The 25,734-nt window shown below is 65.5% G+C and carries 27 protein-coding genes and 1 tRNA gene; 10 read left to right on the forward strand and 18 right to left on the reverse strand.

What is annotated here, in order from left to right; genetic code table 11:
• Nucleotides 1–137 precede the first annotated feature (137 nt).
• Nucleotides 138–785, reverse strand: a complete 648-nt coding sequence (locus tag ABZ345_RS43705; protein ID WP_359861038.1) for a GntR family transcriptional regulator — start codon at nucleotides 783–785, stop codon at nucleotides 138–140.
• A 53-nt stretch (nucleotides 786–838) separates the two neighbouring features.
• On the opposite strand from ABZ345_RS43705, the gene ABZ345_RS43710 reads away from it, so the two are divergent.
• The gene (locus tag ABZ345_RS43710; RefSeq protein ID WP_359861040.1) at nucleotides 839–1,555 is read left to right on the forward strand and encodes a haloacid dehalogenase type II; all 717 of its coding nucleotides are present in this window, start codon (nucleotides 839–841) and stop codon (nucleotides 1,553–1,555) included.
• A 40-nt stretch (nucleotides 1,556–1,595) separates the two neighbouring features.
• Here the strand turns inward: ABZ345_RS43710 and ABZ345_RS43715 are convergent, their stop codons facing one another.
• The gene (locus ABZ345_RS43715) at nucleotides 1,596–2,066 is read right to left on the reverse strand and encodes a GatB/YqeY domain-containing protein (RefSeq protein ID WP_359861042.1); all 471 of its coding nucleotides are present in this window, start codon (nucleotides 2,064–2,066) and stop codon (nucleotides 1,596–1,598) included.
• A gap of 68 nt (nucleotides 2,067–2,134) precedes the next feature.
• On the opposite strand from ABZ345_RS43715, the gene ABZ345_RS43720 reads away from it, so the two are divergent.
• Both ABZ345_RS43720 and ABZ345_RS43725 read left to right on the forward strand, forming a co-directional pair.
• Nucleotides 2,135–3,088 carry a metallophosphoesterase gene (locus tag ABZ345_RS43720; RefSeq protein ID WP_359861043.1) on the forward strand — a complete coding sequence of 318 codons (954 nt, stop codon included), beginning with the start codon at nucleotides 2,135–2,137 and terminating at the stop codon, nucleotides 3,086–3,088.
• 19 nt (nucleotides 3,089–3,107) lie between these two features.
• Nucleotides 3,108–3,181: transfer RNA gene (locus tag ABZ345_RS43725), tRNA-Pro, on the forward strand.
• A 643-nt stretch (nucleotides 3,182–3,824) separates the two neighbouring features.
• On the opposite strand, the gene ABZ345_RS43730 is transcribed toward ABZ345_RS43725, so the two are convergent.
• The 10 genes from ABZ345_RS43730 to ABZ345_RS43775 form a co-directional block, all read right to left on the reverse strand.
• Entirely contained in the window at nucleotides 3,825–5,924 is a 2,100-nt protein-coding gene (locus ABZ345_RS43730; protein ID WP_359861045.1) for a hypothetical protein, read from the reverse strand.
• 481 nt (nucleotides 5,925–6,405) lie between these two features.
• Nucleotides 6,406–7,914 (reverse strand): LacI family DNA-binding transcriptional regulator, encoded by a 1,509-nt coding sequence (locus tag ABZ345_RS43735; protein WP_359861047.1) that lies wholly within the window; start codon nucleotides 7,912–7,914, stop codon nucleotides 6,406–6,408.
• Between the two features lie 641 nt (nucleotides 7,915–8,555).
• The gene (locus ABZ345_RS43740) at nucleotides 8,556–9,719 is read right to left on the reverse strand and encodes a DUF3631 domain-containing protein (RefSeq protein ID WP_359861049.1); all 1,164 of its coding nucleotides are present in this window, start codon (nucleotides 9,717–9,719) and stop codon (nucleotides 8,556–8,558) included.
• A gap of 88 nt (nucleotides 9,720–9,807) precedes the next feature.
• Nucleotides 9,808–10,221 (reverse strand): DUF2742 domain-containing protein, encoded by a 414-nt coding sequence (locus tag ABZ345_RS43745; RefSeq protein WP_359861051.1) that lies wholly within the window; start codon nucleotides 10,219–10,221, stop codon nucleotides 9,808–9,810.
• Between the two features lie 349 nt (nucleotides 10,222–10,570).
• Nucleotides 10,571–12,850, reverse strand: coding sequence for an ATP-binding protein (locus ABZ345_RS43750; RefSeq protein WP_359861053.1), 2,280 nt, complete (start codon nucleotides 12,848–12,850; stop codon nucleotides 10,571–10,573).
• A gap of 1 nt (nucleotide 12,851) precedes the next feature.
• Nucleotides 12,852–13,778 (reverse strand): ABC transporter permease, encoded by a 927-nt coding sequence (locus tag ABZ345_RS43755; RefSeq protein ID WP_359861054.1) that lies wholly within the window; start codon nucleotides 13,776–13,778, stop codon nucleotides 12,852–12,854.
• Complete coding sequence (locus tag ABZ345_RS43760; RefSeq protein WP_359861056.1) at nucleotides 13,775–14,056, reverse strand: hypothetical protein; 282 nt, start codon at nucleotides 14,054–14,056, stop codon at nucleotides 13,775–13,777. Before ABZ345_RS43760 ends, ABZ345_RS43755 begins: the two co-directional genes overlap by 4 nt.
• Before the next feature lie 112 nt (nucleotides 14,057–14,168).
• The gene (locus ABZ345_RS43765; protein WP_359861058.1) at nucleotides 14,169–14,387 is read right to left on the reverse strand and encodes a hypothetical protein; all 219 of its coding nucleotides are present in this window, start codon (nucleotides 14,385–14,387) and stop codon (nucleotides 14,169–14,171) included.
• Nucleotides 14,388–14,520: 133 nt separating this feature from the next.
• Nucleotides 14,521–14,922, reverse strand: a complete 402-nt coding sequence (locus ABZ345_RS43770) for a hypothetical protein (protein ID WP_359861060.1) — start codon at nucleotides 14,920–14,922, stop codon at nucleotides 14,521–14,523.
• A gap of 50 nt (nucleotides 14,923–14,972) precedes the next feature.
• Nucleotides 14,973–15,317 (reverse strand): hypothetical protein, encoded by a 345-nt coding sequence (locus tag ABZ345_RS43775; RefSeq protein WP_359861062.1) that lies wholly within the window; start codon nucleotides 15,315–15,317, stop codon nucleotides 14,973–14,975.
• 127 nt (nucleotides 15,318–15,444) lie between these two features.
• Between ABZ345_RS43775 and ABZ345_RS43780 the strand changes: the two genes are divergently transcribed.
• Nucleotides 15,445–15,774, forward strand: coding sequence for a winged helix-turn-helix domain-containing protein (locus tag ABZ345_RS43780; protein WP_359861064.1), 330 nt, complete (start codon nucleotides 15,445–15,447; stop codon nucleotides 15,772–15,774).
• Nucleotides 15,775–15,779: 5 nt separating this feature from the next.
• Here ABZ345_RS43780 and ABZ345_RS43785 read toward each other — a convergent pair whose 3' ends face one another.
• Entirely contained in the window at nucleotides 15,780–15,983 is a 204-nt protein-coding gene (locus ABZ345_RS43785) for a hypothetical protein (RefSeq protein WP_359861066.1), read from the reverse strand.
• 183 nt (nucleotides 15,984–16,166) lie between these two features.
• On the opposite strand from ABZ345_RS43785, the gene ABZ345_RS43790 reads away from it, so the two are divergent.
• Together ABZ345_RS43790 and ABZ345_RS43795 are read left to right on the forward strand one after the other, a co-directional pair.
• Nucleotides 16,167–16,952: an aminotransferase class IV family protein gene (locus ABZ345_RS43790; protein WP_359861068.1), complete on the forward strand. Its 786-nt coding sequence runs from the start codon at nucleotides 16,167–16,169 to the stop codon at nucleotides 16,950–16,952.
• 55 nt (nucleotides 16,953–17,007) lie between these two features.
• A complete protein-coding gene (locus ABZ345_RS43795; RefSeq protein WP_359861070.1) occupies nucleotides 17,008–17,946 on the forward strand; it encodes an SUMF1/EgtB/PvdO family nonheme iron enzyme in 939 nt (312 codons plus the stop codon).
• Nucleotides 17,947–18,122: 176 nt separating this feature from the next.
• Here the strand turns inward: ABZ345_RS43795 and ABZ345_RS43800 are convergent, their stop codons facing one another.
• The gene (locus ABZ345_RS43800; protein WP_359861072.1) at nucleotides 18,123–18,488 is read right to left on the reverse strand and encodes a hypothetical protein; all 366 of its coding nucleotides are present in this window, start codon (nucleotides 18,486–18,488) and stop codon (nucleotides 18,123–18,125) included.
• A gap of 108 nt (nucleotides 18,489–18,596) precedes the next feature.
• Nucleotides 18,597–19,829 carry a helix-turn-helix transcriptional regulator gene (locus ABZ345_RS43805; RefSeq protein WP_359861074.1) on the reverse strand — a complete coding sequence of 411 codons (1,233 nt, stop codon included), beginning with the start codon at nucleotides 19,827–19,829 and terminating at the stop codon, nucleotides 18,597–18,599.
• A gap of 124 nt (nucleotides 19,830–19,953) precedes the next feature.
• On the opposite strand from ABZ345_RS43805, the gene ABZ345_RS43810 reads away from it, so the two are divergent.
• Together ABZ345_RS43810 and ABZ345_RS43815 are read left to right on the forward strand one after the other, a co-directional pair.
• Nucleotides 19,954–20,388: a hypothetical protein gene (locus ABZ345_RS43810; RefSeq protein WP_359861076.1), complete on the forward strand. Its 435-nt coding sequence runs from the start codon at nucleotides 19,954–19,956 to the stop codon at nucleotides 20,386–20,388.
• 823 nt (nucleotides 20,389–21,211) lie between these two features.
• A complete protein-coding gene (locus tag ABZ345_RS43815) occupies nucleotides 21,212–21,436 on the forward strand; it encodes a hypothetical protein (protein ID WP_359861078.1) in 225 nt (74 codons plus the stop codon).
• 6 nt (nucleotides 21,437–21,442) lie between these two features.
• Here the strand turns inward: ABZ345_RS43815 and ABZ345_RS43820 are convergent, their stop codons facing one another.
• Complete coding sequence (locus ABZ345_RS43820) at nucleotides 21,443–21,922, reverse strand: GAF domain-containing protein (protein WP_359861080.1); 480 nt, start codon at nucleotides 21,920–21,922, stop codon at nucleotides 21,443–21,445.
• A gap of 152 nt (nucleotides 21,923–22,074) precedes the next feature.
• Here ABZ345_RS43820 and ABZ345_RS43825 point away from each other — a divergent pair, with 152 nt between their 5' ends.
• On the forward strand, nucleotides 22,075–22,827 hold the full coding sequence (locus tag ABZ345_RS43825; protein ID WP_359861082.1) for a heparin lyase I family protein: 753 nt from the start codon (nucleotides 22,075–22,077) through the stop codon (nucleotides 22,825–22,827).
• On the opposite strand, the gene ABZ345_RS43830 is transcribed toward ABZ345_RS43825, so the two are convergent.
• Nucleotides 22,806–23,255, reverse strand: coding sequence for a DUF3291 domain-containing protein (locus ABZ345_RS43830; RefSeq protein WP_359861084.1), 450 nt, complete (start codon nucleotides 23,253–23,255; stop codon nucleotides 22,806–22,808). The two genes, ABZ345_RS43825 and ABZ345_RS43830, sit on opposite strands and share 22 nt — an antisense overlap.
• The gene (locus ABZ345_RS43835) at nucleotides 23,252–23,872 is read right to left on the reverse strand and encodes a hypothetical protein (RefSeq protein ID WP_359861086.1); all 621 of its coding nucleotides are present in this window, start codon (nucleotides 23,870–23,872) and stop codon (nucleotides 23,252–23,254) included. Before ABZ345_RS43835 ends, ABZ345_RS43830 begins: the two co-directional genes overlap by 4 nt.
• A gap of 42 nt (nucleotides 23,873–23,914) precedes the next feature.
• On the opposite strand from ABZ345_RS43835, the gene ABZ345_RS43840 reads away from it, so the two are divergent.
• Nucleotides 23,915–25,726, forward strand: a complete 1,812-nt coding sequence (locus tag ABZ345_RS43840) for a prolyl oligopeptidase family serine peptidase (protein WP_359861088.1) — start codon at nucleotides 23,915–23,917, stop codon at nucleotides 25,724–25,726.
• Nucleotides 25,727–25,734: the final 8 nt, after the last annotated feature.

Genomic DNA, 25,734 nt, shown 5'->3' on the forward strand with positions numbered 1-25,734 from the left:
CCCGTGTTCGGTGGTCAGACGGGTGCATCGTGGCGCCGGCCCCGCGTCCTCATCCTGGTTGGCTGTGGGCGTGGGGCCGGTGCCGCGAGGCGCCCTGCTGAGCGCCGAAGACACGGCGAAGGTTGGCGGTCGCAGCACTAGAGCATTGCCTTGAGACGCTGCACGCTGGCGTCGATGTGTGTGCGGATCTCGGCGACCGCCCTGTCGCGGTCGCCGGATCTGATCGCGTCGAGGATCACCTGGTGCTCGGCCACGACCTCCTCCGGCTTCTCCTGCCTGGTGAGCACCGTGAGGTAGAAGCGCAGCTCCTTGGTCATGGCGGCGAAGAACTCGTCGAGCCTGGTGCTGTCGAGCAGCGCGACGATCTTCTGGTGGAAGACGAGGTCGCGGTCGACGATCTGGCTCGTGTCGCCGGTCTTCGTGGCCTCTTTCAGCTCGTCGAACGCCCTGGTGATCGCGTCGAGCTGCTCGGGGCTCGGCGTGCGGGCCGCCGCAGCCGTTTCGAGGCGCTCGCGGGCGGTGTAGAGGGCCTCGACGTTTTCGGGCGTCGGGGCGATGACGACGGCGCCGCGGTTGACCTCGTAGCGCACGAGGCCGGTCAGCTCCAGGATGCGGACGGCCTCGCGGATGGTGTTGCGCGCGACGCCCAGCTCGGCCGCGATCGCGCTCTCCCTGAGCCTGTCACCAGGGCCGAAAGCGCCGGCCATGATCCGTTCGGAGAGGCCGTCGGCGAGCTGCTGGGCCGTGGTGGTGCGGCGTACTTCGAGGCCGTCGAGGGCGGACATGTGCCGAGTTTAACTCGGTTGCCCTACAGTTGAACTGTACTACAGTTTGGGTCATGGACCTGACTGCGTTCAAGGCGCTCAGCTTCGACTGCTACGGCACGCTCATCGACTGGGAGAGCGGGCTCGCCGCGGTGCTCTCACCGTGGGCAGGCTCCGAGGGACTCTCGCTATCCGAGGAGGAGTTGCTGCTCGCGTACAGCTCGCACGAGGCGGAAGTGGCGGCGGAGACACCGTTCCGGCTGTATCCGGACGTGCTGGCCGAGGCGTTCCGGCGGACGGGTGCGGAGCTGGGGCGCTCGGTGAGCGACGAATGGGCTGCGCGGCTCGGTGCGTCCGTACCGGACTGGCCCGCGTTCCCCGATTCCGCAGATGCGTTGGCGCGCCTGGCTTCCCGTTACAAGCTGATCATTCTGTCCAATGTGCACCGTGCCGGGTTCGCGGGCAGCAACCGGTGGTTGCGCGGCGACTTCGCGGCGATCATCACGGCGGAGGACGTCGGCGGTTACAAGCCCTCGGAGAACCACTTCCGGGCGCTGGACTCGACGCTCGACTCGTTGGGCATCGAGCGTTCCGGGCTGCTGCACGTGGCGCAGAGCCTGTTCCACGACCACGTTCCCGCACGTCGCGAGGGGCTGCCGTCCGTGTGGATCAACCGGCGGCACGACAGGCCGGGCTGGGGCGCGACGCCTCAGCCGTCCGGCGAGTTCAGCTACGACCTGGAGTTCGGGTCGATGGGCGAGTTCGCGGACGCGGTCGAGAAGGCGTTCTAGATGGGGGTGCCGCAGCGGTTTGGGCCGCTGCGGCACTTCGTCAGCTCGTGAGCCTGGACTTCACCGCGGCGGCCACCCGGCCACCCTCGGCGCGGCCGGCGACCTCGGCGTTGACTGCCTTCATGACCTGGCCCATCTGCTTGGGTCCCGGCGCCTCACCGAGCTGCGCCGTCACGGCCTCGACCGCCTTGTCCACAATGGACGCCAGCTCGGCGTCGTCGAGCTGGGCGGGCAGGTAGATCTCGAGCACGGCGAGCTCCTGACGCTCCAGGTCGGCCTTCTCGGCCCGACCGGCACCGTCGAAGGCCTCCGCGGCCTCCTTGCGCTTCTTCGCCTCGCGCGTGAGGACCTTCACGACCTCGTCGTCACTCAGCTCGCGGGCCTGCTTGCCCGAGACCTCTTCGTTCGTGACAGCCGTGAGCGCCATCCGCAGCGCACCAGCCGTGACCGTCTCCCGGGCCTTCATCGCCACAGTCAGGTCGTTCTGCAGCCGCGCCTTCAACTCCGCCATGGCGCAGAACGGTACCGCCCGCAGGATGCCGCGCCGATCGAGTTACCCACCTTCCGTACCCTTGACGCGTGAACAAGCTCGGCCGAGCCCTCCTCGCCACGACCGCACTGGGCGCCGCAACCGTCGCGTACGCGGCGGGAATCGAGAGAAGGCACTGGACCCTGCGCACGGCGACCGTGCCGGTGCTGGCCCCCGGTGCTCGCCCGATCCGTGTGCTGCACATCTCAGACCTGCACATGACGCCGAACCAGGTGTCGAAGCAGCGCTGGGTCGCCTCCCTGGCCGACCTGAACCCGGACTTCGTCGTCAACACGGGCGACAACCTCGCGCACAAGGACGCGGTCCCAGGCGTGCTGCGCGCGCTCGGCCCGTTGCTCGACAAGCCGGGCGTGTTCGTGTTCGGCAGCAACGACTACTACGCGCCCCGACTGAAGAACCCGGTGCGCTACCTGCTGCCGTCCTCCAAGACCAAGCGAATCCACGGCGTGACGCTGCCGTGGCGCGACCTCCGCGCGGGCATGATCGAGCGCGGCTGGCTCGACCTGACCCACGTGCGCCGCAAGATCGAGGTCGCCGGCCAGACGATCTTCGCGGCAGGCCTGGACGACCCGCACCTGAAGCGCGACCGCTACGCCGACATCGCGGGCGAGCCGGACCAGTCCGCGGCGTTGAGGCTCGGCGTCACGCACTCGCCAGAGCCGCGCGTGCTGGACCCGTTCGCCGCCGACGGCTACGACTTCGTGATGGCCGGGCACACACACGGCGGACAGTTGCGCGTGCCGTTCTACGGCGCTCTCGTGACCAACTGCGAACTGGATCGTGGTCGTGCGCGCGGGGTTTCGCGGTGGGGATCGCACATGTGGATGAACGTGTCCGCAGGGATGGGCACTTCGCCGTATGCGCCGGTGCGGTTCTGCTGCCCTCCAGAGGCTTCGCTGCTCACCCTCGTTCCTCGGCCCGTTACGCCTGGTCAGGGCCGGAATGAGGGGGTCCGATTCGGAGCTGGGGCGGACATGATGTAGAGTTCTACTCGTTCCCAGCCGGGGTGTGGCGCAGCTTGGTAGCGCGCTTCGTTCGGGACGAAGAGGTCGCAGGTTCAAATCCTGTCACCCCGATTGAAATAGATGCAGGTCAGCCCCTGTCCACAGTAGACGTGGACAGGGGCTGATTTGTGTTCGAGGCTCATTCCGGGCCGTTTTGGGAGAAATTTGGGAGAACAACTCTCCGACTCGTCTCCCCTGGCTGGGCGTTGAAGCGCCCCAGAGTCCTCCAGCGCGCACGAGCGAGCAGCAAGGTCGGCGAGTTAGCGCGAACCGGCAGGTAGCCCATCAACGGGCGTTGTGCCCACGAGGCGAACGCACTGGCATGCAACCCATCGAAGTCACTACGTCCCGGCAGTGCGCGGCGGCTGCTCGACTGAGGGCCCGGACGCTTGTGAGGCAACCAAAGAGCAACTCGACCAGCGTGGGCACACAGCAACGGGCAGCACGCGGTGGCTCAGCCCTGCCGGATGCTGCCACGTATGAGCGCTGAACTCGTGTTCAGATCGTCAGGGCGGCCCCATACTGGTCGCTGGCGCGCAAGGTCTTTCCGGCCCGTCCCTACACGGACAAACCGACAGGATGACCGAAACCGCCGGCGTGTTCTGTGCCAGCGGGCGACGGGGCGCGCGCCGTCCCCGCCAACCCATCAGAGGCAACCACACGCGTCAACGTCCTTAGGTGAAAATCCCGTAATGCCCCTACATGCTGTACGGCGTTAGGAGATCTTGCGGATGACCGAGTCGTATCGATCCTGGATGTGGTCCTCTTTCGCCTTGCCAGCTTTGGCCTGCCTAAGGAACGTCAAGAGATCGCGCTCCGTAAGGGGAAGGACAAAAGCGCCCCGATCCTGCGCGATTCTCCGAATGTGACTGTAGTACGCGGGACTGATGGCATCTCCGCGGTAAGCAACTACGATGAACTTACCGATGATGTCGTTCATGTAGTATGACAACTGGTGAAAGTCGTCGGACTTTAGGTCCTCGTAGTTCTTGCACTCCCAAATTACCTGTTTAGCTTTGTAGCTGCTTCGCACCATCTCCCAGAAGCCATCACTTGCCCGATTGGCGCATACCCAATCTCGAATTACGGATCCGTTGACATCTCGGACACGGGCCTCAATGTTGTTGAGAGATCGATAGAAGCATAGGCGCAAAATGTCACCTACAATATCTTCGAACTGAGAAGCGCCTTCCGTTCCCTTGGGGAGTCCGCGCAATTGGGTCATCACTTCATCGACACGTTCGACGTACTCTGCTGCCGTTGCGCCGTCTGGCAGTTCGGTCAAGAGACCAACACGTCCAAACTCCGCCGCCTGGGGCATCTCACGGACGAGTACGTCTTGAAGGTCGAGCGCAGACCAATATGCCCGATGAACTTCAACCTCGGTTTGATAGGAAACAGGCGGAGGCGAGGTATCTTGAGAACCAAGCGCACGGAACTGCGTGGACTTATGTGGAGCACGGAGTCCAATAAACCCAATGTTGTAGAGCAACCGTACGAATGACTCTACCGTAGCGTGGCGGAAAATCCACGCCGCACAGGCCTTTTTAACTTCTTGGTCGTCGAGCAATCTCGACAGGACGGATTCCATTCCGCCAACCGTGAATCGTCGCCCGAGGCCATAGAACCGTGTGAGGACAAGGATAACTTGGGGGTAGTTCTCGGCATACTCATCACCGAGGTCCTTAAGGCGGTTGTCAGAGAAACGTCTACGAGCACCCAGGACGTCCACTGTAAGAATGCGGCTATGCTTTTGACTCTGCGCAGCCTCTACAGCGTAACTCACGTAGATCAGGACATCGCGAGGACGGTACTGACAAAACTGCAATATCTCCTGGCGTGCCGTATCGCCGTCCTCGAAGAAGGCGTTCCAAGTAGTTCCGTCGAGAGCGAACTTCGTGTTGAATGGGCGGTTCAGTCGCCGCTCAACCAGCTCGACCAGCTGAGGTTCGGTCCAGTCAAGGCCGACTACAGCGGTTTCAATCCTTGATGACTCGGAGTCTCGCTCGCGAACTCGTTCGAAGATATTCTCTCGCAGGAACATCATTGCGCGCGCCCATGGAATTTGACTAGACATTTCGAGGCACGCGTGCATGAAGGCGGTAAGGTAGGCCAAGGCCTGCTCAGAACCATCCCAGAAGTCGTCGATGCTGTCGATCAACAAAGTGTACTTGGCGCCACCACCAGGATCTAAAGTGTTCATAGCATCACCGATCAGCTTGGCCATTTTGTTTTCGCGTAGCCACGCCTGATCATCGTGGTTGGCCAAAGGTCGACTGATTCGGCTAATGAACTGCAAAGTCCGAAGATCGAAATCGTAATCCCGGAACTGATCCAACTCTTGGGCGATTACAGGCGGGATATTCGCATAGAATGGATGATCCTTGCGCCACATAGCAAGGATCTCGTCCTGCAGTGCGCGCCTAAACGCGGATACGAGAGAGCGGAAGGGCTTCTTATTTGTATCTTTGAACAGGTCGACATCGATGAGAGAGTACGACGGCGAAAAAATCTCTGGGACAATAACGGTCGTGTGATCTGAAGACCTGTCACAGAATCGGCGAAGTGCTGTCTTACCGGTACCGCGCCTTCCAACATAGAAGTACTTGCCAGATCTAAAGTCCTGCACGGTTCTGTACGCAGGTGTCTGAACATATGTACGCTCGTCTTCCAGCGCTGGGTCATACTCGGCAAACGCCTGGCCGATGTTTATGCGATCTATACCGCCTTTGGGAAGGCGTGGTCCGGAAGTGGCCTGCGGCATTGGCTGCGAAGCGGTTGTTTCAAGATTCCGACGTCGCCGACTCTTCGCCATTGGCCCTCCTGTCGCCTCACCGATGCCGCAGCGTAGCAACGGTTACCGCAGTCTGCATCGATTAGACGTGTGGGCGTGTTACCGCTGGTGAGTACCAGCTCTGACTCACGACACCTGCACTTGCCATATTTGACTCGACTAGATCAACGGCGCCGCTGCTGGTGGCATGGAGGGCCAGTTGGCTCAACGTCCGTCCATCCCGGCTCCATCCAATGCGCTGCGCCGGTCGGCCAGGCGGCGCAGCGCGCCGTACCGCGAATGTCGGCTGATCGGCAACGATCCGAAGCGAAGTCGGCCCCGACTCTCAAAAACGCCAACATGGTCACCTCGGACAAGCTGAGCGCGGCGCTCGACCAGAGGACGAAAGACGACGCTGACCCACGAAGAAGGATTCGCAGGTCAGCGTCGTCCGCAAGGCTCTACTTCAGCCTTGCTTGGTCTCCTCGAAAATCTTGTCGACTCCATGGAAGCGTGAGCTGCCTTAGGTGGCCCTGAGCAGCCTGTCGAGCGCGACGACCAGCGACCCTGGGCTCATCGCTCGCCGTAGCTCCAATGCTTGCTCCCAGACCTCCGTCAGGTCGGCCATGAGCCGATCCCTCATCGTCTGCGTCACGTGCGAGTAGCGCCCTTGCACTGTGCCGTCCAGGTGCCCCAACCGCTCATCCTGAAGCGGCCTCGCCACCCCCAACTCGACAAGCAGCGTCTTATGTGTGTGCCGGAGGCCATGCGGTGTGAGGCCGGCCGCCACAGGAAGCCAACTCGCGTCCGCCCGAGCCGCGGCGCCTCTCCCCCGTGCTGGCACTCCAGGAAACGGGTTGCCAAGGATGGGCACCGGTTGTGCGGCACGCGGCGCTTTCGCCGGATACCAACCAGTCGCGGCAGGCTTGAAGAGCCACGTCGCGAACCCGTTCCGACGCCAGTGCGAAGCGAGCTGTGTCGGGACACCGCCACGGACGTACCCGAGGTCGGCAATCGCGGCCTCGATCGCAGGCCGGGTTCCCGCCGCCACCAGGTCCGGACGGTTGAGGAAGTTCGACACCGTTCCCGTTGAAACGCCGGCCAGTCGAGCGACGTCGACGAGCTTGGCACCGACCCGGCGAACGGACGTGTTGCTTGGCCGGTGACCCGTGAACACGTAATCGCGCTCGTGACACGAGCACGGTGCAGCCGTCTTGTACGCCAGGTGCTCGATGAGGAGTTCTGAGTGCCACTTCGGGACGTCAATCGTCCGGTATGAGTCGTCTTTCGGTGGGCATCGATGGAACTCGCCCGTATCCAGCTCGTAGAGCTGCCACTCAACGCGAATCCCGTCCTCCTTCACGTACTCGGTTTCCAGTCCGACCAGTTCGCCCCAGCGCATCCCGGTGTAGCCCTTCGTGGTGATCGCTACGAACTCGTCATCACGCCCGGACAGCAGGGCCGCACGTTCGGCGATCAGCAACACTCCGAGCATGGTCGTGATGACCTTCTCCGGTCCTCGCTTACTGGACCGCCCAGCGCGCTTCCCTCTCCCCCGTCGCCTTGCTGCTGGGTTCGAGTCGGCCAGCCCCTCGTCGAACGCGTCCGCGAGGACCAGGTGCAGGGTTCCGCGCCAGGTCTTGATGCTCGACTCGGCGTAGCCTGCCGCGCGCTGTTCCTTCTCCCACTCGTTGACGTCCATCGGGCGTATCCGGCGGATCACCTCATCCTCGAACTTCGGCAGGATGTGTTCCTCAAGATGCCTGCGGTAGTTCTGCATCGTGGATGCCGCGAGGTCCTGCACCGAGTACCACTTGTTCACGTACTCGCCGAAGCTCATGTCGGCCTTCATGACCGCAGTAACACGGCCGTTGCGGATATCAGCCTCGGCCTCGTCCGCCGCCTTTTCAGCATCACGCTTCTTCGCGAACTTGATTAGCTCGCCGAACTCGTCCCGCACCGTGCCGTAGTTGCCCGGCGCAATCTTGTACCTCGCGCGGTAGTAGTCGCCGCGCTTCTCCGCGTATCCCATCGTGCGTGCTCCCGAGAGAAAGCGTGTCCCGCCGCGATGGATCTCACGGCGGGACACGGCAGTTGGTCATTCAAGCGGCGGTCGAGCGCGTTTCGTTCTGGCGAGCACGCCGTGGTGAACGCGAGCGAAGCTTGACGACAGGACCGTTGGTACGTGCGGGGTTTCCGCGCGGAGCTGCCTCCGCAACCACGACCGGAACAGGACCCGAGATTGGCCGCTTCTCGCAGATCGACACGATTTCGTCAATGTGGGCGTCCGTGAACAGGTAACGGCCACCGATCCAGCTAAACGGGATCCTCCGGCGCCGTGCCTGCTCTTTCACCCACCATTCCGAGCATCCGAGCCTCTTCGCTACTTCGCTCGGCTTGTGCAACGTCGAGACGTTCTTGTTCTGGGACATCGCGGCATCTCCCCCATTGGGCAGGAGGCGGGCCGCCCAGATTTGGGCGTGCGCCATCGCCTCAGGTTCGAGTGGTGACTGCGGTGGCGCGATCACGCCGGGATTGGTCGGGTAGCCGTCCCAAGCGTCCCAAGCGTCCCAGTGCAGGTCAGAGCTGGGACGCTTGGGACAGCCGGGACGCTTTGAGGCGTCCCAGGGACGGTTACGGGGTAGTTCTGCGAGCTACGGCCTTCGGGACGCCTCAAGCCGTCCCAGACAGTCGAGCCGTCCCAGGCCTGACCTGCGTTGGGACGCTTGGGACGGACGGGACGGGTGTCCCCGTGTCGGTGTCGGAAACGAGCGCAACCGGCAACGGGCAGTAGCGTTCCCAAGCGTCAACGAAGTCGGCTTTCTCGTAGCCTTTTGCCTGGCCGCCTTCAGCAAATCGGATGTTGGACGAGCGAATATCGAACTCACCGAGCATCCGACCGAGCTTCGCCGCAGTGAGGCCACTCGTTCCGTACTCCCTCCACGGTGCTTCAAGGTCGGAGTTGAGCCGTTCGAGCAGCGTCGCGGACGGCAGGGCGGTTGCCCCGGAGAACGCCGTCCGACAGTCCTTCAGCAAGCGCACACCGAGCGAACCTTTGTCGCTGTCTTCAGCTTCAGCGGTAAGAGCGAGTACAGCGGCACGAGCACGTTCGGGCCAGTGACCTCCTGCGTGGTTGGCGACGATGAACAACGGTTCCCAGGTGTCGGCGGCCCGGTCCTCCACCGGCATGGCTGGCTCCGCGGCTTCCAGGTCCTCAAGGTCAGTTCGCAGCCACTCAGCCAGTTGGCCGGCGAGTTCACGCAGGGCGGTCCGGTCGCGACGGTGCCGGAACGGCGAGACGGTTTCGCCGGGTGCACGGCGACGCATACGCACCACCACAGCACGGTCTTCGATGGTGTCGGGCATCGCGCCGATGCCCGCCAGCGCGGCCATTGCGAACGTGGGGATGGATTCCACGCGTCCGGTGGCTGCGTCGTAGCGCTTGGCAGGGCGGTTGCGCTGGTGACCGGCATTGAGCAGGCCCCGTAGGTCTTCGTTGCCATCGGCCTTGGGGCCGAAGATCGTGTCGGCCTCGTCGACGAGCATGGTCGGCGGGTCCTCGCTGATCGATCGGTAGACAGCGGCGGACGACGAGTTGACCGTGATGAACGGTTGGTGGCACGTGGCTTCCACGACGTCGAGCAATCGCGACTTGCCACAGCGCTTCTCCGGAGCGCGGATGACGAGCCGGGGCGCGTGTGCCCACGCGGGTTGGGCGTGAGTGGCCGCGATCCACAGCGTGACGGCGTCAACGGCGTGTGCACTGGGCAAGATGACGTAGCGGGTGAGCGCGGCGTGCAGGGCGTCCAGCAGCTCGGCACCGGTCGGTGTGGTCATGCGGCTGTCCTCCTCTCGGCATCGCGGCCGGAGTGGCCGTGTGCTTTGTCGGGTGTGAAGTTGTGGGCAAGCAAGACAAACGGGTCGTTCAAGCGGCGGCCTTCCGTGGTGTGGCGGTGGTGTCGATCAGCCCCCACGACTGGTGAGCGCGACGGCGGATCTCGTCGGCGGTGAGCGGCGGTGTGGCGTAGGTGGTGCGGCGAGCAGCGAGCGTGCAGAACGGCAGGTAGCGGTTCAGTGCGCCTGCGGTGGACATCGCTGCCGACACTGCGGCGGCGGTCTCCTTCTGTGCGGTCAGCTCGTCGCGGTGCTCCGCTGCCAGTTCGTGCGCGAAGCGCGTCGCGATGGCGCGCGGCGTGGACTCCTCAAGATGTGCGAGCGCGGCATGCAGAACCGCGGCGAGCTTGCGCGGGTCGTCGTCGTTGAGGGCCTCCCACCGCGTGCTGCCTGCCATCGGCATGGAGTCGCCGGGGCTCATGGCGGCCCATGCCTGCTTGAGCAAGGGCTCGCACCAGGCACGTACGACGGCGGGGTCTCGAAGCGGCCGACGGTTGAAGGCTTGGATGTCGTCAGGGTCAGTGAGGAACGTGCGGCGGTTCGTCATGCCTTGCTCCAAGGTGACTACCTTCAGTGACAGTGATCGGGTATGCGGAACCGCGACGGGGAGGCACAGCCTGGCCGTCACAGGTCCTGTTTCTCGGGGTTATTGCAGGTCGGAGGCGGGCACCTCCCCGGCTCCCCGTCGAAGCGTTGTCGCTGCTCAGCGTGGGGAGTTCGGTACGGGGAGGCGTGCGGGGACTACTCCCCGCACAAGGCGCGCCTCCCCGTGTTCCTCCGCGTCGGGTCCCCGCTTACTCGCCATCGATTTCGTCACGCTCCGCGATCGCCGCGTGCACAGCGGCAGTGCGGACGGCCATGACTCCGCCATGTGCCTTGTAAGGCTCGATCCCGGCGGCGCCGAGCCTGGCGGCGAGGTCGCCCGCCGCCATGCCCTCGTAGGTCGCTGGGTGGAGCTCGCGCAGCCGCTGGCGGATGACCTCGGTTCGTACACGGGTCTCGCCGCCCATCACCGCCGCAAGATCGGCGAGAAAGTCCCGAGCCGGGCCGACACTGCCGGCGTCGGTCGTGACCGGAGCGCGCATCGCCTTCGCTCGCTCGGCGACCTCGGTGGCTTCCTCCCCGTCCACGAAGTGGGTGCGAACCGTCAGGCTGGACTGACCAGGGGCCAGAGGCACGCCGTCACCAGCGACCACGAGCGTGCCCTTGTCCAGGCCCTGCCGGAGCTTGTGTGGTGCTGCTCCGGCGTTGACCGCCTTGTCCCCCAACGCCATCCGAGATTCGGCCTCGGTACCGAGCACCAGTGATCCTCGGATGTGGGCGCCCTCGCGGACGAGCTTCGGGAGGTTCTGATCGGTGGGATTCTGCGTGCCCTGCCAGAGAATCACGTTCACCGCGCGGCCCTGGTTGTGGATCTTGCGTGCGGCCATGAAGTACCGCGACGTGCTCTTGCTTCCTCCATACGGTCGCTTGTCATCGCCCACCGCCGGACACATGAACGCCTGCTGTGCTTCGTCCACGATCAGGACGAGCGGGTGGAAGCCCTCGCCGGAACGAGCCAGGTCACGCGTAACGCCGTTCTTGTGCACCTCGGGGTCGACGGCGGCCAGGCGACGTTCCATCTCCTCCACACCTCCCTCCAGCATGTGCGTGGCCGAGATGACGTGCTCGTCGGTCGGTCCGGCGATCATGGTCGTGGCCAGGCCGGTGAACATGTGCCAGTCACCAATGCCCTTCAGATCAGCAATGCGCAGCTCGACCGTGGGGTCCAGCGCGAGCCACAAGGCCAGCGCTCGCAAGGCAGCGGTCTTGCCCTGGTTGGACAGACCAGTGACGAGCAAGTGCCTTTGCAGCAACGCAATCGCTACCGCGTCACCGCGCAGGTCCTGACCCCACGGGGCGCGGCCGGTGTAGAGATCGGCGGTCATCGTGTCGTCCAGCACGAGCGGCGACGGGCCGATCGGCTCGTCCAGCGCGCCGGGGTCGGCGATCCACAGCCGCACCGTGCGCGCAGCAGTCGGGATGGTGATGAACACCTCGTGCTCGTGCCGGTTGAGGTTCTCCGCCAGGCGGCGATGCCGGTCGGTGATGTCCTTCGTGGACACACCGGACGGCAGCGACACTTCCAGCTCGACACCGCACCCGGCGAGCACGATCGGCGAGAGCATTCCGGCGCCCGCGTCTCCCATGTCGTCAATGGCCTTGCGCAACTCCCGGACCCCGAGGTCACGCAGAGCCTTGACCACAATGGACGGCGTGATCGGCGGAGCGTCGTCACGGGCCTGGCGGGCGGGGGCGAGCCAGGTCGGGACGTCGACCTTGCGGCCGATGTTCCACAGCACGCCCAGTCCAACCGTGGGCACGGCCACGGCCAGCGGCAGCGCAAGCACCGACGCCAGCCACACCAGCCACGCAATCGCGTCGATCACTGCCGCAATCGGCTCCAGTACCTGCGCGAACTCGCCTGACGACACGGCCAGGATGATCCCGAGCAGGAGCAGCAGCACCGTGACCGTGACGATGCTGACTGCGGTGGCCCTCGCGATTGCAGCCGGTGCGTTCAGCAGCGCCTGGCGGCGGCGGTGACGGCGTTCCCGTTCCTGTTCGCGCCGGGCCTCCCAGTCCGCGACCTTGTCCAAATCGCCGGCCAGTTCGGCCTGTCGCATCATCCGCTCGTAGCGGGCGGAAGTCTGCGACTCCCACAGCCGTTGCGCTACCTTGGCCGCGCCTGCCGGGATGTAGACGAACATGTTGCGGCCCAGCGCTTTTGCCACGCGATGAGTGCGCTCGTCACGCACCACGCGCACGGTGCCAACCGCGACGGTGCGGCTCGTACGCACTACAACCGCGGTCGTCCTCGCGGCCCGCGACAACACCAACTCGCCACGCTCCACGCGGGCGTCCAGTGCGGCGTTTGCCTTGTCGCTGACGATCTCGCCGTCGAAGACCTTCGGCTCGACCGCCGTACCGGGCTCAACGGCAGGTGCGGCGCGGTGAGCACTCAGGTCGTACACGGTCGCGCCCGCGTCAGCGGTGTCGTCGTTGTCGGGCTGGGTGTTGTCCAGGGTGCTCATGTCAGCGCACCTCCTCCGGTTCTGTGTCGTGGGTGTTGTCGTCGGTCATCAGGTGCACCAGCGCGGCGCCGAACCCGAGCACGATCACGGGCAGACAGGACACGACGGTGGTGATCTGCCACGGGGCAACGGTCATGCCCGCGGCTTTCATCAGGTGGTAGGCGACCTGGCCGCCCGCACCGAGTACGAGCGCACCGAGCGCGGACCACTTGGCGAACGAGCGCGCCTTGTCCGAGCGGGTGTGACCGGACAGCCACACCTGCAACGCCAATGCCGCGTAGGCCTCCATCCCGAGCGGGAGAGTGATCGCGGAGTTGATCGTCCAGCTGTCCGCGATGCCTGGAAGCGGGGTGATCTCACCGAACCCGGTGAGCTTGCCCAACTCGACCCAGCCACCCCAGATCGCCACGAACGCACCAAGCGCAATGAGCGCAATCGGCCATCGCCGAACCCTCGACCGCGCTCGCAGCCATCCCGCGCGGCCCGACGTGCTCACGGTGGGCACAGGTGCGCCCACGACGGGGCTTGCCTGCGTCGCCGTCTCCGGACCGCCCACAATGTCGATCGGCGAGACGAGCGCGCCCGGCGTTGTCGTGTCCGTCGCGACTGGTGCGGCAGGCACTTCCTCGACTGCTTCCGAGAAAGCGTCACCGGTGAGCGCGCTCGTCTCGGCGGTGATCGGTGGGACGGCGTGCAGCAGACGAGCACTCAGTTTGTCGTGCGCAGGCTCGGACGCAGGCGCGGTGTCGGAGTTGAGTGCGTTCACGGTGTCGTCGGCAAGCGCGGCCAGGGCCTCGCGGGCTTTCGGCCGGCCGACTCGGAACTTCGTCATGACCTGGTTCGCGGACGGCGTCTCGCCAATCTCCTCGGCCAGGGCGCGCACCTGCGCGGTCAGCTTGTCCATCGATGTGGGGTAGGCGCTGGTCATCGGTGTGCTCCCTTCGCGAGAACGCGGGTTGAACGGACAGCGGTACGAGCGGCACCACGGGCGGCGATGCTCGGGAGGTAGAGAAGAGCGAACGCGGCCAGCAGCGCGGGAACCCCGAGCGCCAGAACCTGTGCGATGGGCTCGTCCGGCAGGCCCGTGATCACGGCCCACTGCGAGGCGACGATGCCGACCGTGGTGATCAGCAGCTTCCACAGCAGTACGGCGAACACGAACACGAGGCCAGAACCCAGCAGCAGCAACAACATCGGCTCGTCCATCACCGCGTCACTCCCATCGAGCGCGCGGACTGACACAGCGCAAGCGCGTCGTAGGAGTGCTCCCGCGCCAGCTCGCATGCCTCCGCGTACTGCGGGTGCGTCGGGACGGCGGTCATGACTCGTTCTCCTTACTGCGCAGGTGGTTGGCGGACTGCTCGGCTTTGCGGGCGAAGTGCCGCGCCTGGTCGAACTCGGGGTGGTCGGGGTTGCAGGTGATGACGGCCAGCAACTCGGCCTTCAGCGCGAACCACTCGGCAAGCTCGGCATCGGTCGCGGTGGCGCGCGGCGTGCGCTCGGTCCAGACCGCGAGGACTTCCGCGAGCTGTGGCAACCGATCCACTGTGCCGCCGTCGGGTGTCGGGGAGGACACTGGCTGAGCCCTTTCGGTCATGAGATTGATCGAGAGATGGGCACCCCGGGCCTGTGGCTGAGTCCCGCCAAGAACCGCCCACAGGCCCGGGGCTTCACGAGTCGGCACGAAATGCCTCGTCGGCCTCGCGCCACGAGCGCACCCAGGCCGCAACCTTCTCGGCGGAGTCGCGCCACGAGGTGTCCGGCGCGGCGTGAAAGGCTCGGGCCAGACGAACCGCCTGCGCCTGGTCGGTGGTCGTGAACGGCAGCAGCGCGCCGAACCCGTTGCCGCAGAACCCAGGCGTCCAGCGGCTGAAGTCCACTCGAAGGCTGGTGTCGCCTTCGGTGTAGACCGCCGGAACGAGGACCAGGCCGCTATCGATCGGCAGGCTCGGCAGCTCCCACGACACCGTGGTGCCGTCGCCCAGAGCGAGCGTGCTGCGCAGCGTGTTCACGCCGATGCCGCCGGGGTGGCGCTGGACGAAGTGGCTGTGTAGCTGAAGGAAGTTCGGCACGTTCTCGCTCCTGGTCTTCTCAAAGTTGTTGGAAGTAAAGGACTTGCTCATCAGGCCGCGTGGCGAGCGACGACCTGTGCCCGCACGGCGTTGCGACGAGCCCGGCGGCCCTTGGCCTTCGTCCTGCCGTGGACCGGGGTGGGGAGAGCGGTCGTGACCGCGACGGGCCGAACCGGCGCCAACTCCTCCCCCACGGCCTGAGTCAGCGTCACGCCGTACTTGGGCGTGATGCCCTTCGCGGCCCGCGCCAACATCCGAGCGTTTCGTGCCGCACGTGCTGAGCCGTCCGACAGCGCCGACGTCGGGGCGTAGAGCGACCCGATTTCCTTCGAGACCTCGCTGACCAGGGCGGTCACGTTCTTGTAGGTGAGGCCGTCCGGGCTGTAGTTCGTCATCGTCGTTCTCTTTCGCTCTAGTGTGCGCTAGTGCGCTCTAGTTCAAAACTACGCAGACGGGTTCCGCTGCGTCGATACTCCGAATGAGTGATCTAGTGCGCGCTAGTGCGCGCTGTAAGCTGACGGGATGGCGCTCTCAGAGGTCGAGGGACACCCGTACGAGGTACTTGCGAGCAAGTACAGGGACAAGATCAGAAGAGGTGAGCTTCAGCCGGGCGACAAGATGCCGACCCAACGGCAGCTCATGGAGGAGGAAGGCCGGCCAGCCGCCACGGTGCAACGGGCATTGGCCAAGCTCGAAGAAGAGGGATGGATCAAGGCGATCCCTGGTCGTGGAAGCTTCGTCCTCGATCGCCAAGACCAGGAAGAACCTGATCTAGCCGAACAGGTGCGCGAGATGCGCGGTCAACTCGCAGCCCTAGCCGAGCGCGTTGCGACGCTCGAACAGGACCGGTGACCCGGTCACGATCCGAAGGCCCCTGCGAACGTGGCCAGGGCGTCCAGCGCCGTCCCTCCCCATCCGAGCAACTGCCGGGCCGCCGTCGCCGACCCGGCGGGGTCGCGGATCACCAGGGCCAACAGGACCCCGCACACCACCAGCCCCAGGAAGCGTCGGCCAGTTCCGCCGCCGGTCGGCAGCGGCATCATCGTCTGCTTCTTCGCCATCTCGGTGCCCCGTTCTCGTCTGTGGTCCGTTCTGCCCCAAGCTTGCTGCGACCTGGGCCACACGAGAACTGTCCGAGTAGTACCTCAACGCCGAACTTGCACTGAACTTCGATCACTGAACTTTCACCGAACTTCGGTGCGCCCCACCTTCAGAATCCGGCGCTTGAGTGGGAGCCTGAGCGCATGGACCTGAATGGCACCCCCGCCACGATTGATCAGATGAAGGTGCTAGCCCTCACGAACTACGGCCACTTCACGTCGATGCTCGTGGAAAGCGGCGCGGTTCGAGGTCTTTCGTTGCACATGGCACGACTTGCCCGTGATTGCCGACTGCTTTTTGACCACGACCTCGACACGGACCAGGTCCGCGGCTACGTCCGCAAGGCCCTCGGTGAATACGCGGGCGGGCGTGTGGTCGTCCGAGTTTCGGTCTTTGATCCTGCCTTGGACCTGGGGACCATCGGACGCGACGCGCGCCCCTACGTGCTGGTCACACATCGCGAGGCGGCAAGCGGTACTCCGGCACCTTGGCGGCTTCAGGCTGCCGCGTACCAACGCGACATGCCGGCCGTGAAGCACGTCGGGCTTTTCGGCTCTATGCAGCGCCGTCGAGCCGCACAGCGTGAGGGCTACGACGATGTTCTTTTCCTCAACCCTGACGGCACAATTTCTGAGGTCGCCACCTCGAACATCGGATTCGTTCGTGAGGGGCGAATCGTCTGGCCACGATCGGCATACCTCGCGGGCATCACAATGACCCTGCTCCATCAGGAACTGGACGAGCAGATCGAGACGGAAGCTCTGACACTGTCGGACCTTCCGCGCATGGATGCGGCGTTCGCAACCAACGCAGCGACCGGCGTTCGAGCTGTGTCCTCGATCGATGCGACTGAGTGGCCGTCAGAGGCGCACCCTGTCCTGAAGGAGTTGAGGGAGCTGTATGCCGACATTCCTGCCGAACCGGTATAGGCGGCGCTATCGGCGAGCTAGGCTCACTCGGAAGCTATCCGAGGGGACGTGTTCAATGCCGACCGTGCAGCGCTGGACCGGTGTGGAAGTTCGCGCCCTACGCGATGCAATGCGCATGAGCCTCCGCGAGTTCGCCGCCCATCTCGGAGTGAGCGAGCGCATGGTCTCGAAGTGGGAGGCAGGCCGCGAGAACATTCAGCCGCGGCCCGTGAACCAGGCAGCCTTGGACACCTGCCTCAACCGCAGCGACCCCGACACCCATGCGCGCTTTACTTTCCTCGTCGGTGACTCGGTGCTTGGCGCTGGTGAGCAAGAGACGCAGGTCGAGCCGATCGGGAGCGGCCAGGTTCACCACCCGACTGATGGCAGCGCCATGATCATGGTGGAGGGAAGCGTCTTCCTAGGAGGTCCTAGCAACACGCCTGCTTGGATACCTGGCTACTACATCGATGTGTTTCCCGTGTCCAATGAGGACTACGCGCGTTTCGTTGCCGCAACTGGACATCAGGCTCCGGATCACTGGCCGGATGGGCAGTGTCCTCCCGAGATCAAGGACCACCCGGTGGTCTACGTGACGTGGAACGACGCGAGTGCCTATGCGGCTTGGGCAGGGAAGTCGTTGCCGACGGGCCAGCAGTGGGAGAAGGCCGCGCGAGGAACGCGCGGCACGGTGTACCCATGGGGCGACCAGCCGACGCCAGCCAAGTGCAACGTCAGGGAGAACGGCGTCGGGCAGACAACAGCGCGTGACAACTACCAGAGCGGCGTGAGCCCGTACGGTGTCTACGACCTGTGCGGGAACGTCTGGGAGTGGTGTTCGACCGAGACCAAACCAGGTCGCCACGAACTCAAGGGCGGCGCTTGGACGAGCCCGTTCAACCGGGCCACTCCCTCGTCCTTCAACGATGCGAACGCCACGATGAAGGATGACGACACAGGCTTCAGGTGTGTGGTCGCCGCCGACGCGATGGACGAGCTGCTCCGCCGCCGCTGACGGCTCCAAGCACTTCTGACAGCGTTGGCGGTCCACGAGAATTCGAGGAACGGGCACACAGACGGCGCCGCACGTGGCGAACCACAGAGGTATCCCGTTGAAGAGGATCTGTGGCGCGTCCGGGGCGATGACGTGGATAAGCGGCCGGAAGACTCCTGCCCCGAACTGGCGCTGAGCTACGGCGTCCATAGCTTCGGTGCTGCGCCGATGATCAGCGTTGGTGCAAGCTGCGAGCCCGGCGAGGGAAGTGCCAGCAGTTCGTGGACGACCTCGGGCAGAGTGCCGCTTCGCTCCCACACAATCGCGGGCGCAGTGTGCTTGTCTGCGGGGACGCGAATACGTAGGCCAAGTGCGTCGGTCTCATCACGGACTCGGATGCAGTCCCGCCATCCGGCGGGCCAGATCCTCACGGCGTCGAGTTCGGCGTTGGGGTCGCCGGGGTCCTCGACCGGGAGGAACTTCCAGCCCGCATCGCGGAGAAGGATCAGGTGCTGGAGGCTGGGGAAGAGCTTCACTGCCTCCGCGTCGGTGAGCGGATTCATGACCCACCCGCCGATACGTCATCCGCACTAGTGATCTGCCGCATGTTCGGGACCGTAGGACTGCCGCGACATGCCACGGGGTACAACCTGTACCCCCACCTGATCAGGTCAAGCCGCGATGCCCACCCGTTCGCACAAGTCGTTGACGTCCTGCCGCAGTCCAGTTGGCGGGTTGCTGCGCAGACCGATCAGCATCTCCCGCGCGAACCCGTTGTACTTGATCGTCTCGGAGGCGGTGCGCTCCGAGTGATTGAGCAGCGCCCAGGCCGCGTGCCGCTCGCCGCGCTGGTCGTGCGCACGCGCCACCTCGATCAGGTGCCGGGCACGACGCGGCACAGACGCAATCGTGTCCGGGTCGAACTGGTCGGCCGCACGCAGCGCCTCTGCGGGACGTCGCAGCTCCACACCGAGTGTGGTGGCGTGCGCGGACATCACGGGACGGCTGAACGACGATTGCGTGTGCCGGTAGCCGATCGGGAGCTCCTGGGCGACGCGGTCCGCGAGCTCCCATGCTTCCCAGGCTTGCCCGTGTCGACCGCGGCGAGCGTGCACATACGCAACCTCGACCTTGAGCGCGCCCCACATGCCGCGCCAGTCGTCGCCACTCTCCAGGTAGGGCTCGATCTCGCGGGCACCGAACGCTGCGACGTCCAGCGCTTCATCCCAACGACCGGCATCACGCAGCACTTGAACCTTTGCCCAGGCGCCCCCGGCGATCGCGAGCGGATCGTCAGCCTCCATCGCCTCGTTCATCGCGCGATCAGCGACGAGCCACACGAGTTCTGGCGCAGGTTGGTACGCGCAGTAGAAGTCAGCGAGCCGGTACACCCCGGCAAGCACGCGTCGCGCGTCGCGGCGTTGCTCGCCACGGATCACACGGACGGCGCGCTGAGCGTCCCGGATGAGATCGGGGAGGAGCAAGCCGAGTTGGGTCCGGTGGTCGGGGCTCGCATGCCGAACCTGCCACGCCTGCTCCAGGCGCACGGCGAGGTGCGCAACGTTCGGCGGCGAAGCATCGCCAAGTAGGTGGTAGTCGGTGAGCGCGGCTTGAACCGCGGTTAGCGCCATGTGCCGTTCGCCCGCGAACACAGAGACGGGGACGGCAAGTCCGTTGCCCGTGAGGTCAGCGAGGTCCTGCACGCCAAGGGCGTGTGCGATGCGGAGCAGCATCGGCAGGCGAGGCGCTTGCAGCCGACCGTTCTCGACCGCTTTCACCCACTCGGCGCCCCTGTCGACCAGGCCACCGAGGACGGGGCGCGACATGCCGGCACGTTCTCGCGCCCACTTGATGCGCTGCCCGATCGTGGTGTGCGCAGGGTCGGGAAAACCCGAGGTCACCATAGGTCCACCTCATCGCCGGATGTGTCCTCGCCGATGCCCCCGGTGGCCAAACCGGGGGCGCGCATCCGGCGAGGATGTCAGCTACCAGCGTAGCGAGTCGTGCGCTGGTTTCGATGATGTCGGCATGGACCCAGTTGTGGCGACTTTGCTCGGCACGGTGGTTGGCGCCGTAGGAACAATCCTCAGCCAACATGTGGCCGGAAGGGCGACGGAACGTAGTGAACGGCGTGTGCGGTTGGCTGAACGACGCACTGAGCTTCGGACAGCCATCGAGGGATTCCTAGAGGTCTACCAGGAGATGGAGCGTGCGGTTTCCGATGATCACAAGCGCTCGTCCGAGCTTTCCCACCGCATGTGGTTCATGCACAACCGTTTGGCGCTGATCGCTTCGACCGACTTGTTGGGGCCACTGGGAAGCCTGGCCGACGCGTTGAACAGGACTTACTGGCACGGCACTCCTGATGGCCAGCAGGCCGGGGAGTATCTCCACGAGGCGAACCGCCAATTCCGCAGAGCGGCACACATCGAGTTGAACGCTCTTGAGCTACCCAGTGGCTGAGGAGGCTGTCTGACCGATCGCTCGTCAGGCAGCGTCGAGTGTGTCCCTCGTTCATGCCGTAGCCCGTTCCTGTCAGGAGGCCAACACCAGCAGGTCGCCCGCCAACCATGACTGGTACTCCGCTGGGCGGCCCGTCGCGGCCGACTTGAGGCTTACGCCTGGGAGAGCTTGGGAGAAATTTGGGAGAAGAACCTCCGACAGTCACCCTTGGCGGCCAAAGCAGACCAACGGCAACCAACGCCTTGACCAGCAGCGATGAAGATCAGCGCAGCTCACCGCCGCCGTTGGACTTAGTTCGGGACGAAGAGGTCGCAGGTTCAAATCCTGTCACCCCGATTGAATAACACAGGTCAGCCCCTGTTCACAGTAGATGTGGATAGGGGCTGATTTGTGTTTCCGGCCCGTTGTGGGAGAAATCGAAAAAGGCCGAACTTCGCGAATGTCGCCGGCCGCCGTACATCAGCTTTCCGGCAGCGGTAGCGGCCGGCCACCTGGTGGTGCCCACCCTGCGCGACCAGGGCGCGTCCCAGCACCACGAGCTCGGTGCGGCCAAGATCGCCAGGCCTCCTCCACCACAGTGTTTCCGCAGCCCAATAAGCCACCCGAACGTGTGGTGTAGCTCGACACGAGCGGCCGCGAGGGTCACCGTGTTGATATGACTGAGCGCCATCGTTCCGCACCAAACTATACGGAACGTGCACGTAGTGTTAACCCTTACGAGTGAAGGTTGACGGTTCAACTCACGGTGCGTAACAGCTGTCTTGATCCAAACGACGAAGGCAGTGGTTCGGCACTCGTTGAAGAAGTCGGGAGATGCACTGTGATGGACTCCGCTGCCGCCAATCCTGTTCACAGGTCATGGATCGTCATAGCCGCCAAGTCGATCGTGGTGCTGCAGGCGCTGGCGATCGTGTACATGCTCAGCTCGGTGTGGGTGACGGTTGCCGTCGCCGCCGGTTTCATGACCGTTGTCGTCGCGATCAAGGCGCTGTCGCGGGCCTCGCGGCAGGTCGACGAGATCTTCGACGAAGAGCTCGGCCGTCAGTGAGCCCGTCTAGCTGAAGAAGCCTCGCGCGGGCAGGCCCTCGGGGAAGCGTTCGAGTGCGGCGCCCGCGTCCAGGGCCAGCGTCTCCAGCGTCTCGATCTCGGTAGGCGTGGCGGCATGTGGAATCGCCCAGTAGCAACCGATCGCGCCGAGGGGTTCGGGGCGCAGGATCGGGGCCATCAGCAGGCTTCGCACGAATGTCGGGCGATACGCTTCCTGAGGAATTCTCGCATCGAAGCGGATGTCCCTGATCGCCACCGTCTGGCGGTTCAACATCGCCCAGCCGCTGATGCAGTTCACCGCCGGGAAACGCTGGCCCTTCCACAGCGGGCTCATCGAGTCCTCGTCCGCGTAGTAGCAAAGATCGCCGTCTAGCAGCACCAACGTGGCTCCGTGGGCTGCCAGCGAGGAACGGGCCGTGGTGCGGACGATCCGTTGCACTTCCTCCAACGTGGCTGCCCCGGCGAGGCGTTCCATCGTTTCGGACATGTATCAACATTAACTCGCGCCGTGCCGCAGACCTAGATATTCCGGGGGCCGCGGAAAGCTGGCGCGATCAATTGAAGGTCGATACTGTGCGAATCACGCCGCAGACATCCGATCTATGCCTTCGCCGCGGGCGTTGCACAGAAGGAGATCTGATGCGCGCACATTGGGCGCTCGCCATCATCATCACCGCCGCGTTGATCACGCCGGGCCAGGCGCAGGCCGCGAACATCCTCTGGGAGGCCGATCCCGCGAAGGGTCCGGCGGCCGTGTTCGACGGGCTGGAGCAGGATCCCGGCAGCATCACCGTCGCCAACGACGCGAAGTACGGGGCGTCGATCAAATACGAGACCTGGGACTGGAGCAACGGCAAGGAGCGCTGCGAGAGCCGGGGCATGCGCAAGAACGGGTCGCCGTACCGGATCGGCTCAGCGGACGTCGGGAAGGTCTTCTACTTCGGCTGGCGGGCGAAGTGGGACGTCAACCCCAACGGCGGCCACTGGATCTCGGTCTACCAGCTGCACATCTCGGGGGCGAGCGGGTCGCAGCCCAAGTCCGGGCCGTTCGTGCTGCGGACGCTCGGTGACGGCAAGCTGAGCTTCCAGCTCACCGCGCCGAGTGGTGGCAGCAAGCACATCTGGACCGTGCCGTTCCCGACCGGGCAGTGGAACGACTGGGTGATCGGCTTCAAGCTCAGCCGCGGCAACGACGGCTGGGTCGAGCTCTACCGCAACGGCGTGCAGCAGACGTTCGACAACGGGCAGAAGCGGTACGCCGGCGCGACGCTGTGGGGCACGCACGTCAACACCAAGTGGGGTGTCTACCGATCGGGCCCCAACAGCGGGCGCGCCACGGCCTGGCTCAACAGCGCCAAGCTCGGCACCAGCTACGCGGACGTCGCGCCGTAGGTCTGCTGAAGCGTGAACACGTGCGAAGACGGGCCGTGCGAACGCAGGTGCACCAGCCGTTCCTCGGCCTCCGCGACAGACGGGCGGTGTCCCGCGGGCACCCACCACAACGCCGTCATCGCCTCGGCCGGGTGATGGAACCACTTGCGCCGGCCGCGCAGCACGGACCGGTGGGCGTCGCCGTAGACGTAGGCCAGCAACGTCTCCGGCGACTCCCACACGGACATGTTCACGATCAACCAGTCGTCGTCGAAGACCCGGATCGCGGTCGCGTCGCCCGCCTCGCTCTGCAGCCGCCAGCGGAAGCCGGGTGCGGCGTCCGCGACCGCGTTCACCTCGTCGAGGGCGTCGACGAACTCCTTGAGCTGCGGGCTGTCCAACGGCGCCAGCAGCCGCGAGATGTTGACCTGGGCCAGCTCGGAGGTCATCGGCGGTTCCTCGGCACGTGACCCTGTGCCAAGGACAGCTGATGCTTCGCCACGATCCACTGCTTCACGGCCGGGCGCGACGCCAGGAACAGGCTGAACGCGCAGACGCACATCAACGCGGCCACGCCCAGCGAAGGGACGAGCTCGGCTGCTCCTCGGCGCAGCGAGCGGACCAGCATGACGCCGAGGAAGACGAGGGTGATGGTCCCGGACATCTGCGACGCCGTGGTGTTCGGGAAGTGCGGGTGGTTGATCGACAGCGCCCCCAGCGCGTTGAACGCACCGAACAGGGCGATCAGGACCGCCATGATGACACCGACGATCAGGGTGCCGCCCGACATCAGGAAGCTCATGATCACGAACGCCGCGATGCCGAAGATCCCCACCGCGAGCACCCAGTTCAGCAGGGCCAGGACGGTCAGCTGGGACGGCTTCGGCGGCAGCCAGCCGGGCGGCGGCTGGTGCTGCTGCTGATACATCGGAGGTGCCTGCTGCGGATAGCCCTGCTGCGGACGACCCTGGGGCGGGTAGCTCTGCGGGTGGCCGGGCTGCGGGTGAGGCTGCTGGAACGGCGGCCGCGCAGGTGGCGGCGGTCCCCACTGTGGTGGTTGTGTCATTTCGAATCCCCCTAGAACCACCCGTGACTCTAGTGTTGAGACGTGACGACGCACCCTGCTCCCAACGTTCCGGACCAGCTTTTCGACGATCCGGCCGCCGAGACCCGGTGGCGCGAGCGGTTCACCGCTCCCCGGATGAGCCTGCCCGGCTGGGCCGACGACGCACCGGACCGCACGCTGTACGTCTCCAACGCCAGTGGCGTCTGGGAGATCTACGCGTGGGACCGCGCGACCGACGAGCACCGCAAGGTCACGGACCGCCCGAACGGCACGTCCCACGCGACGCTGAACCCGGACGGCACCGAGATCTGGTGGTTCGACGACCACGACGGCGACGAGTTCGGCGTCTGGGTGCGCGAGCCGTTCATCGCTGACGGCAGCAAGGCCGAGCCCGCGGTCGCCGACATCCACGCCGGTTACCCCGCCGGGCTGGAGCTCGGCCGCACCGTGGTCGCGGTGGCGGCCTCGACCGACGACGGCACCACGGTCTGGCTGTCGCGCGACGGGCACACCGAGGTCATCTACCAGCACGTCAACGACGCCGGCGTGACCGCGCTGTCGAAGGACGAGTCGCTGGTCGTGATCGCGCACTCCGAGCACGGCGACAACCGGCACATGGCCCTGCGCGCGCTCGACGCCTCCACTGGTGAGACCAGGTCGGAGAAGTGGGACGGCAAGGGCAAGGGCCTCGACGCCATCTCGTTCAGCCCGGTCCGCGGCGACCAGCGGCTGCTGGTGCTGCACGAGCGCCGCGGCCGCGAGGAGCTGCTGATCTGGGACGTCGCCGCCGACACCGAGACCGAGATCGTCCTCGACCTGCCGGGCGAGGTCGCCGCCGACTGGTACCCGGACGCGTCCGCGTTGCTGATCGTGCACACCCACCACGCCCGCAACACCGTGCACCGCTACGACCTGGCGACCGGCTCGCTGTCCACTCTGGACACCGCGCCGGGCGTGATCGGCTCCGCGGGAGTGCGTCCGGACGGCACCGTCGAGTACTCGTGGTCGTCCGCCGAGAAGTCCACGGTGATCCGTGCGCTCGCCACCGACGGCACCGAACGCGTGCTGGTCGAGCCGCAGGGTGCCAAGCCCGCGACGTCCGCCCCGTTGGAGGACGTCTTCGTCGGCGACGTGCACGCGCTGGTCTCGAAGCCCGCGGGCGAGGGCCCGTTCCCGACCGTCTTCCTGATCCACGGCGGCCCGCACTCCTCCGACGAGGACCGCTTCTCCGCCTACCGCGCGGTGTGGCTGGACGCAGGGTTCGCCACCGTCCACGTGAACTACCGCGGTTCCAGCGGCTACGGCTCGAAGTGGCGTGACGCCATCGAGGGCAGGCCCGGCCTGACCGAGCTCGAGGACATCGCCGCCGTCCACGACTGGGCGGTCGAGTCCGGGCTCACCGACCCGTCTCGCTCGGTCCTGAGCGGCGCTTCCTGGGGCGGCTACCTCACGTTGCTCGGCATCGGCGTGCAGCCGCAACGCTGGACCGTCGGCATCGCGGGCGTCCCGGTGGCGGACTACTTCGCCGCGTACGAGGACGAGATGGAGCCGCTGCGGGCGTTCGACCGGGCGTTGTTCGGCGGCTCGCCGGAGGACCTGCCGGAGCTGTACAAGGAGTGCTCGCCGCTCACCTACGTCGAGCAGGTGACCGCGCCGGTGCTGGTGCTGGCGGGCGAGAACGACCCGCGCTGCCCGATCCGGCAGATCGACAACTACCTCGACGCGCTGGCGGCTCGCGATCACGCCTACGAGATGTACCGCTACGACGCGGGACACGGCTCGCTGGTGGTCGCCGAGACGATGCGGCAGACCGCGGCCGAGGTCGACTTCGCGCGGCGTCACCTGCCGAAGTAGATCCCACC

Source organism: Lentzea sp. NPDC005914, from assembly GCF_040629405.1.
Classification (GTDB): domain Bacteria; phylum Actinomycetota; class Actinomycetes; order Mycobacteriales; family Pseudonocardiaceae; genus Lentzea.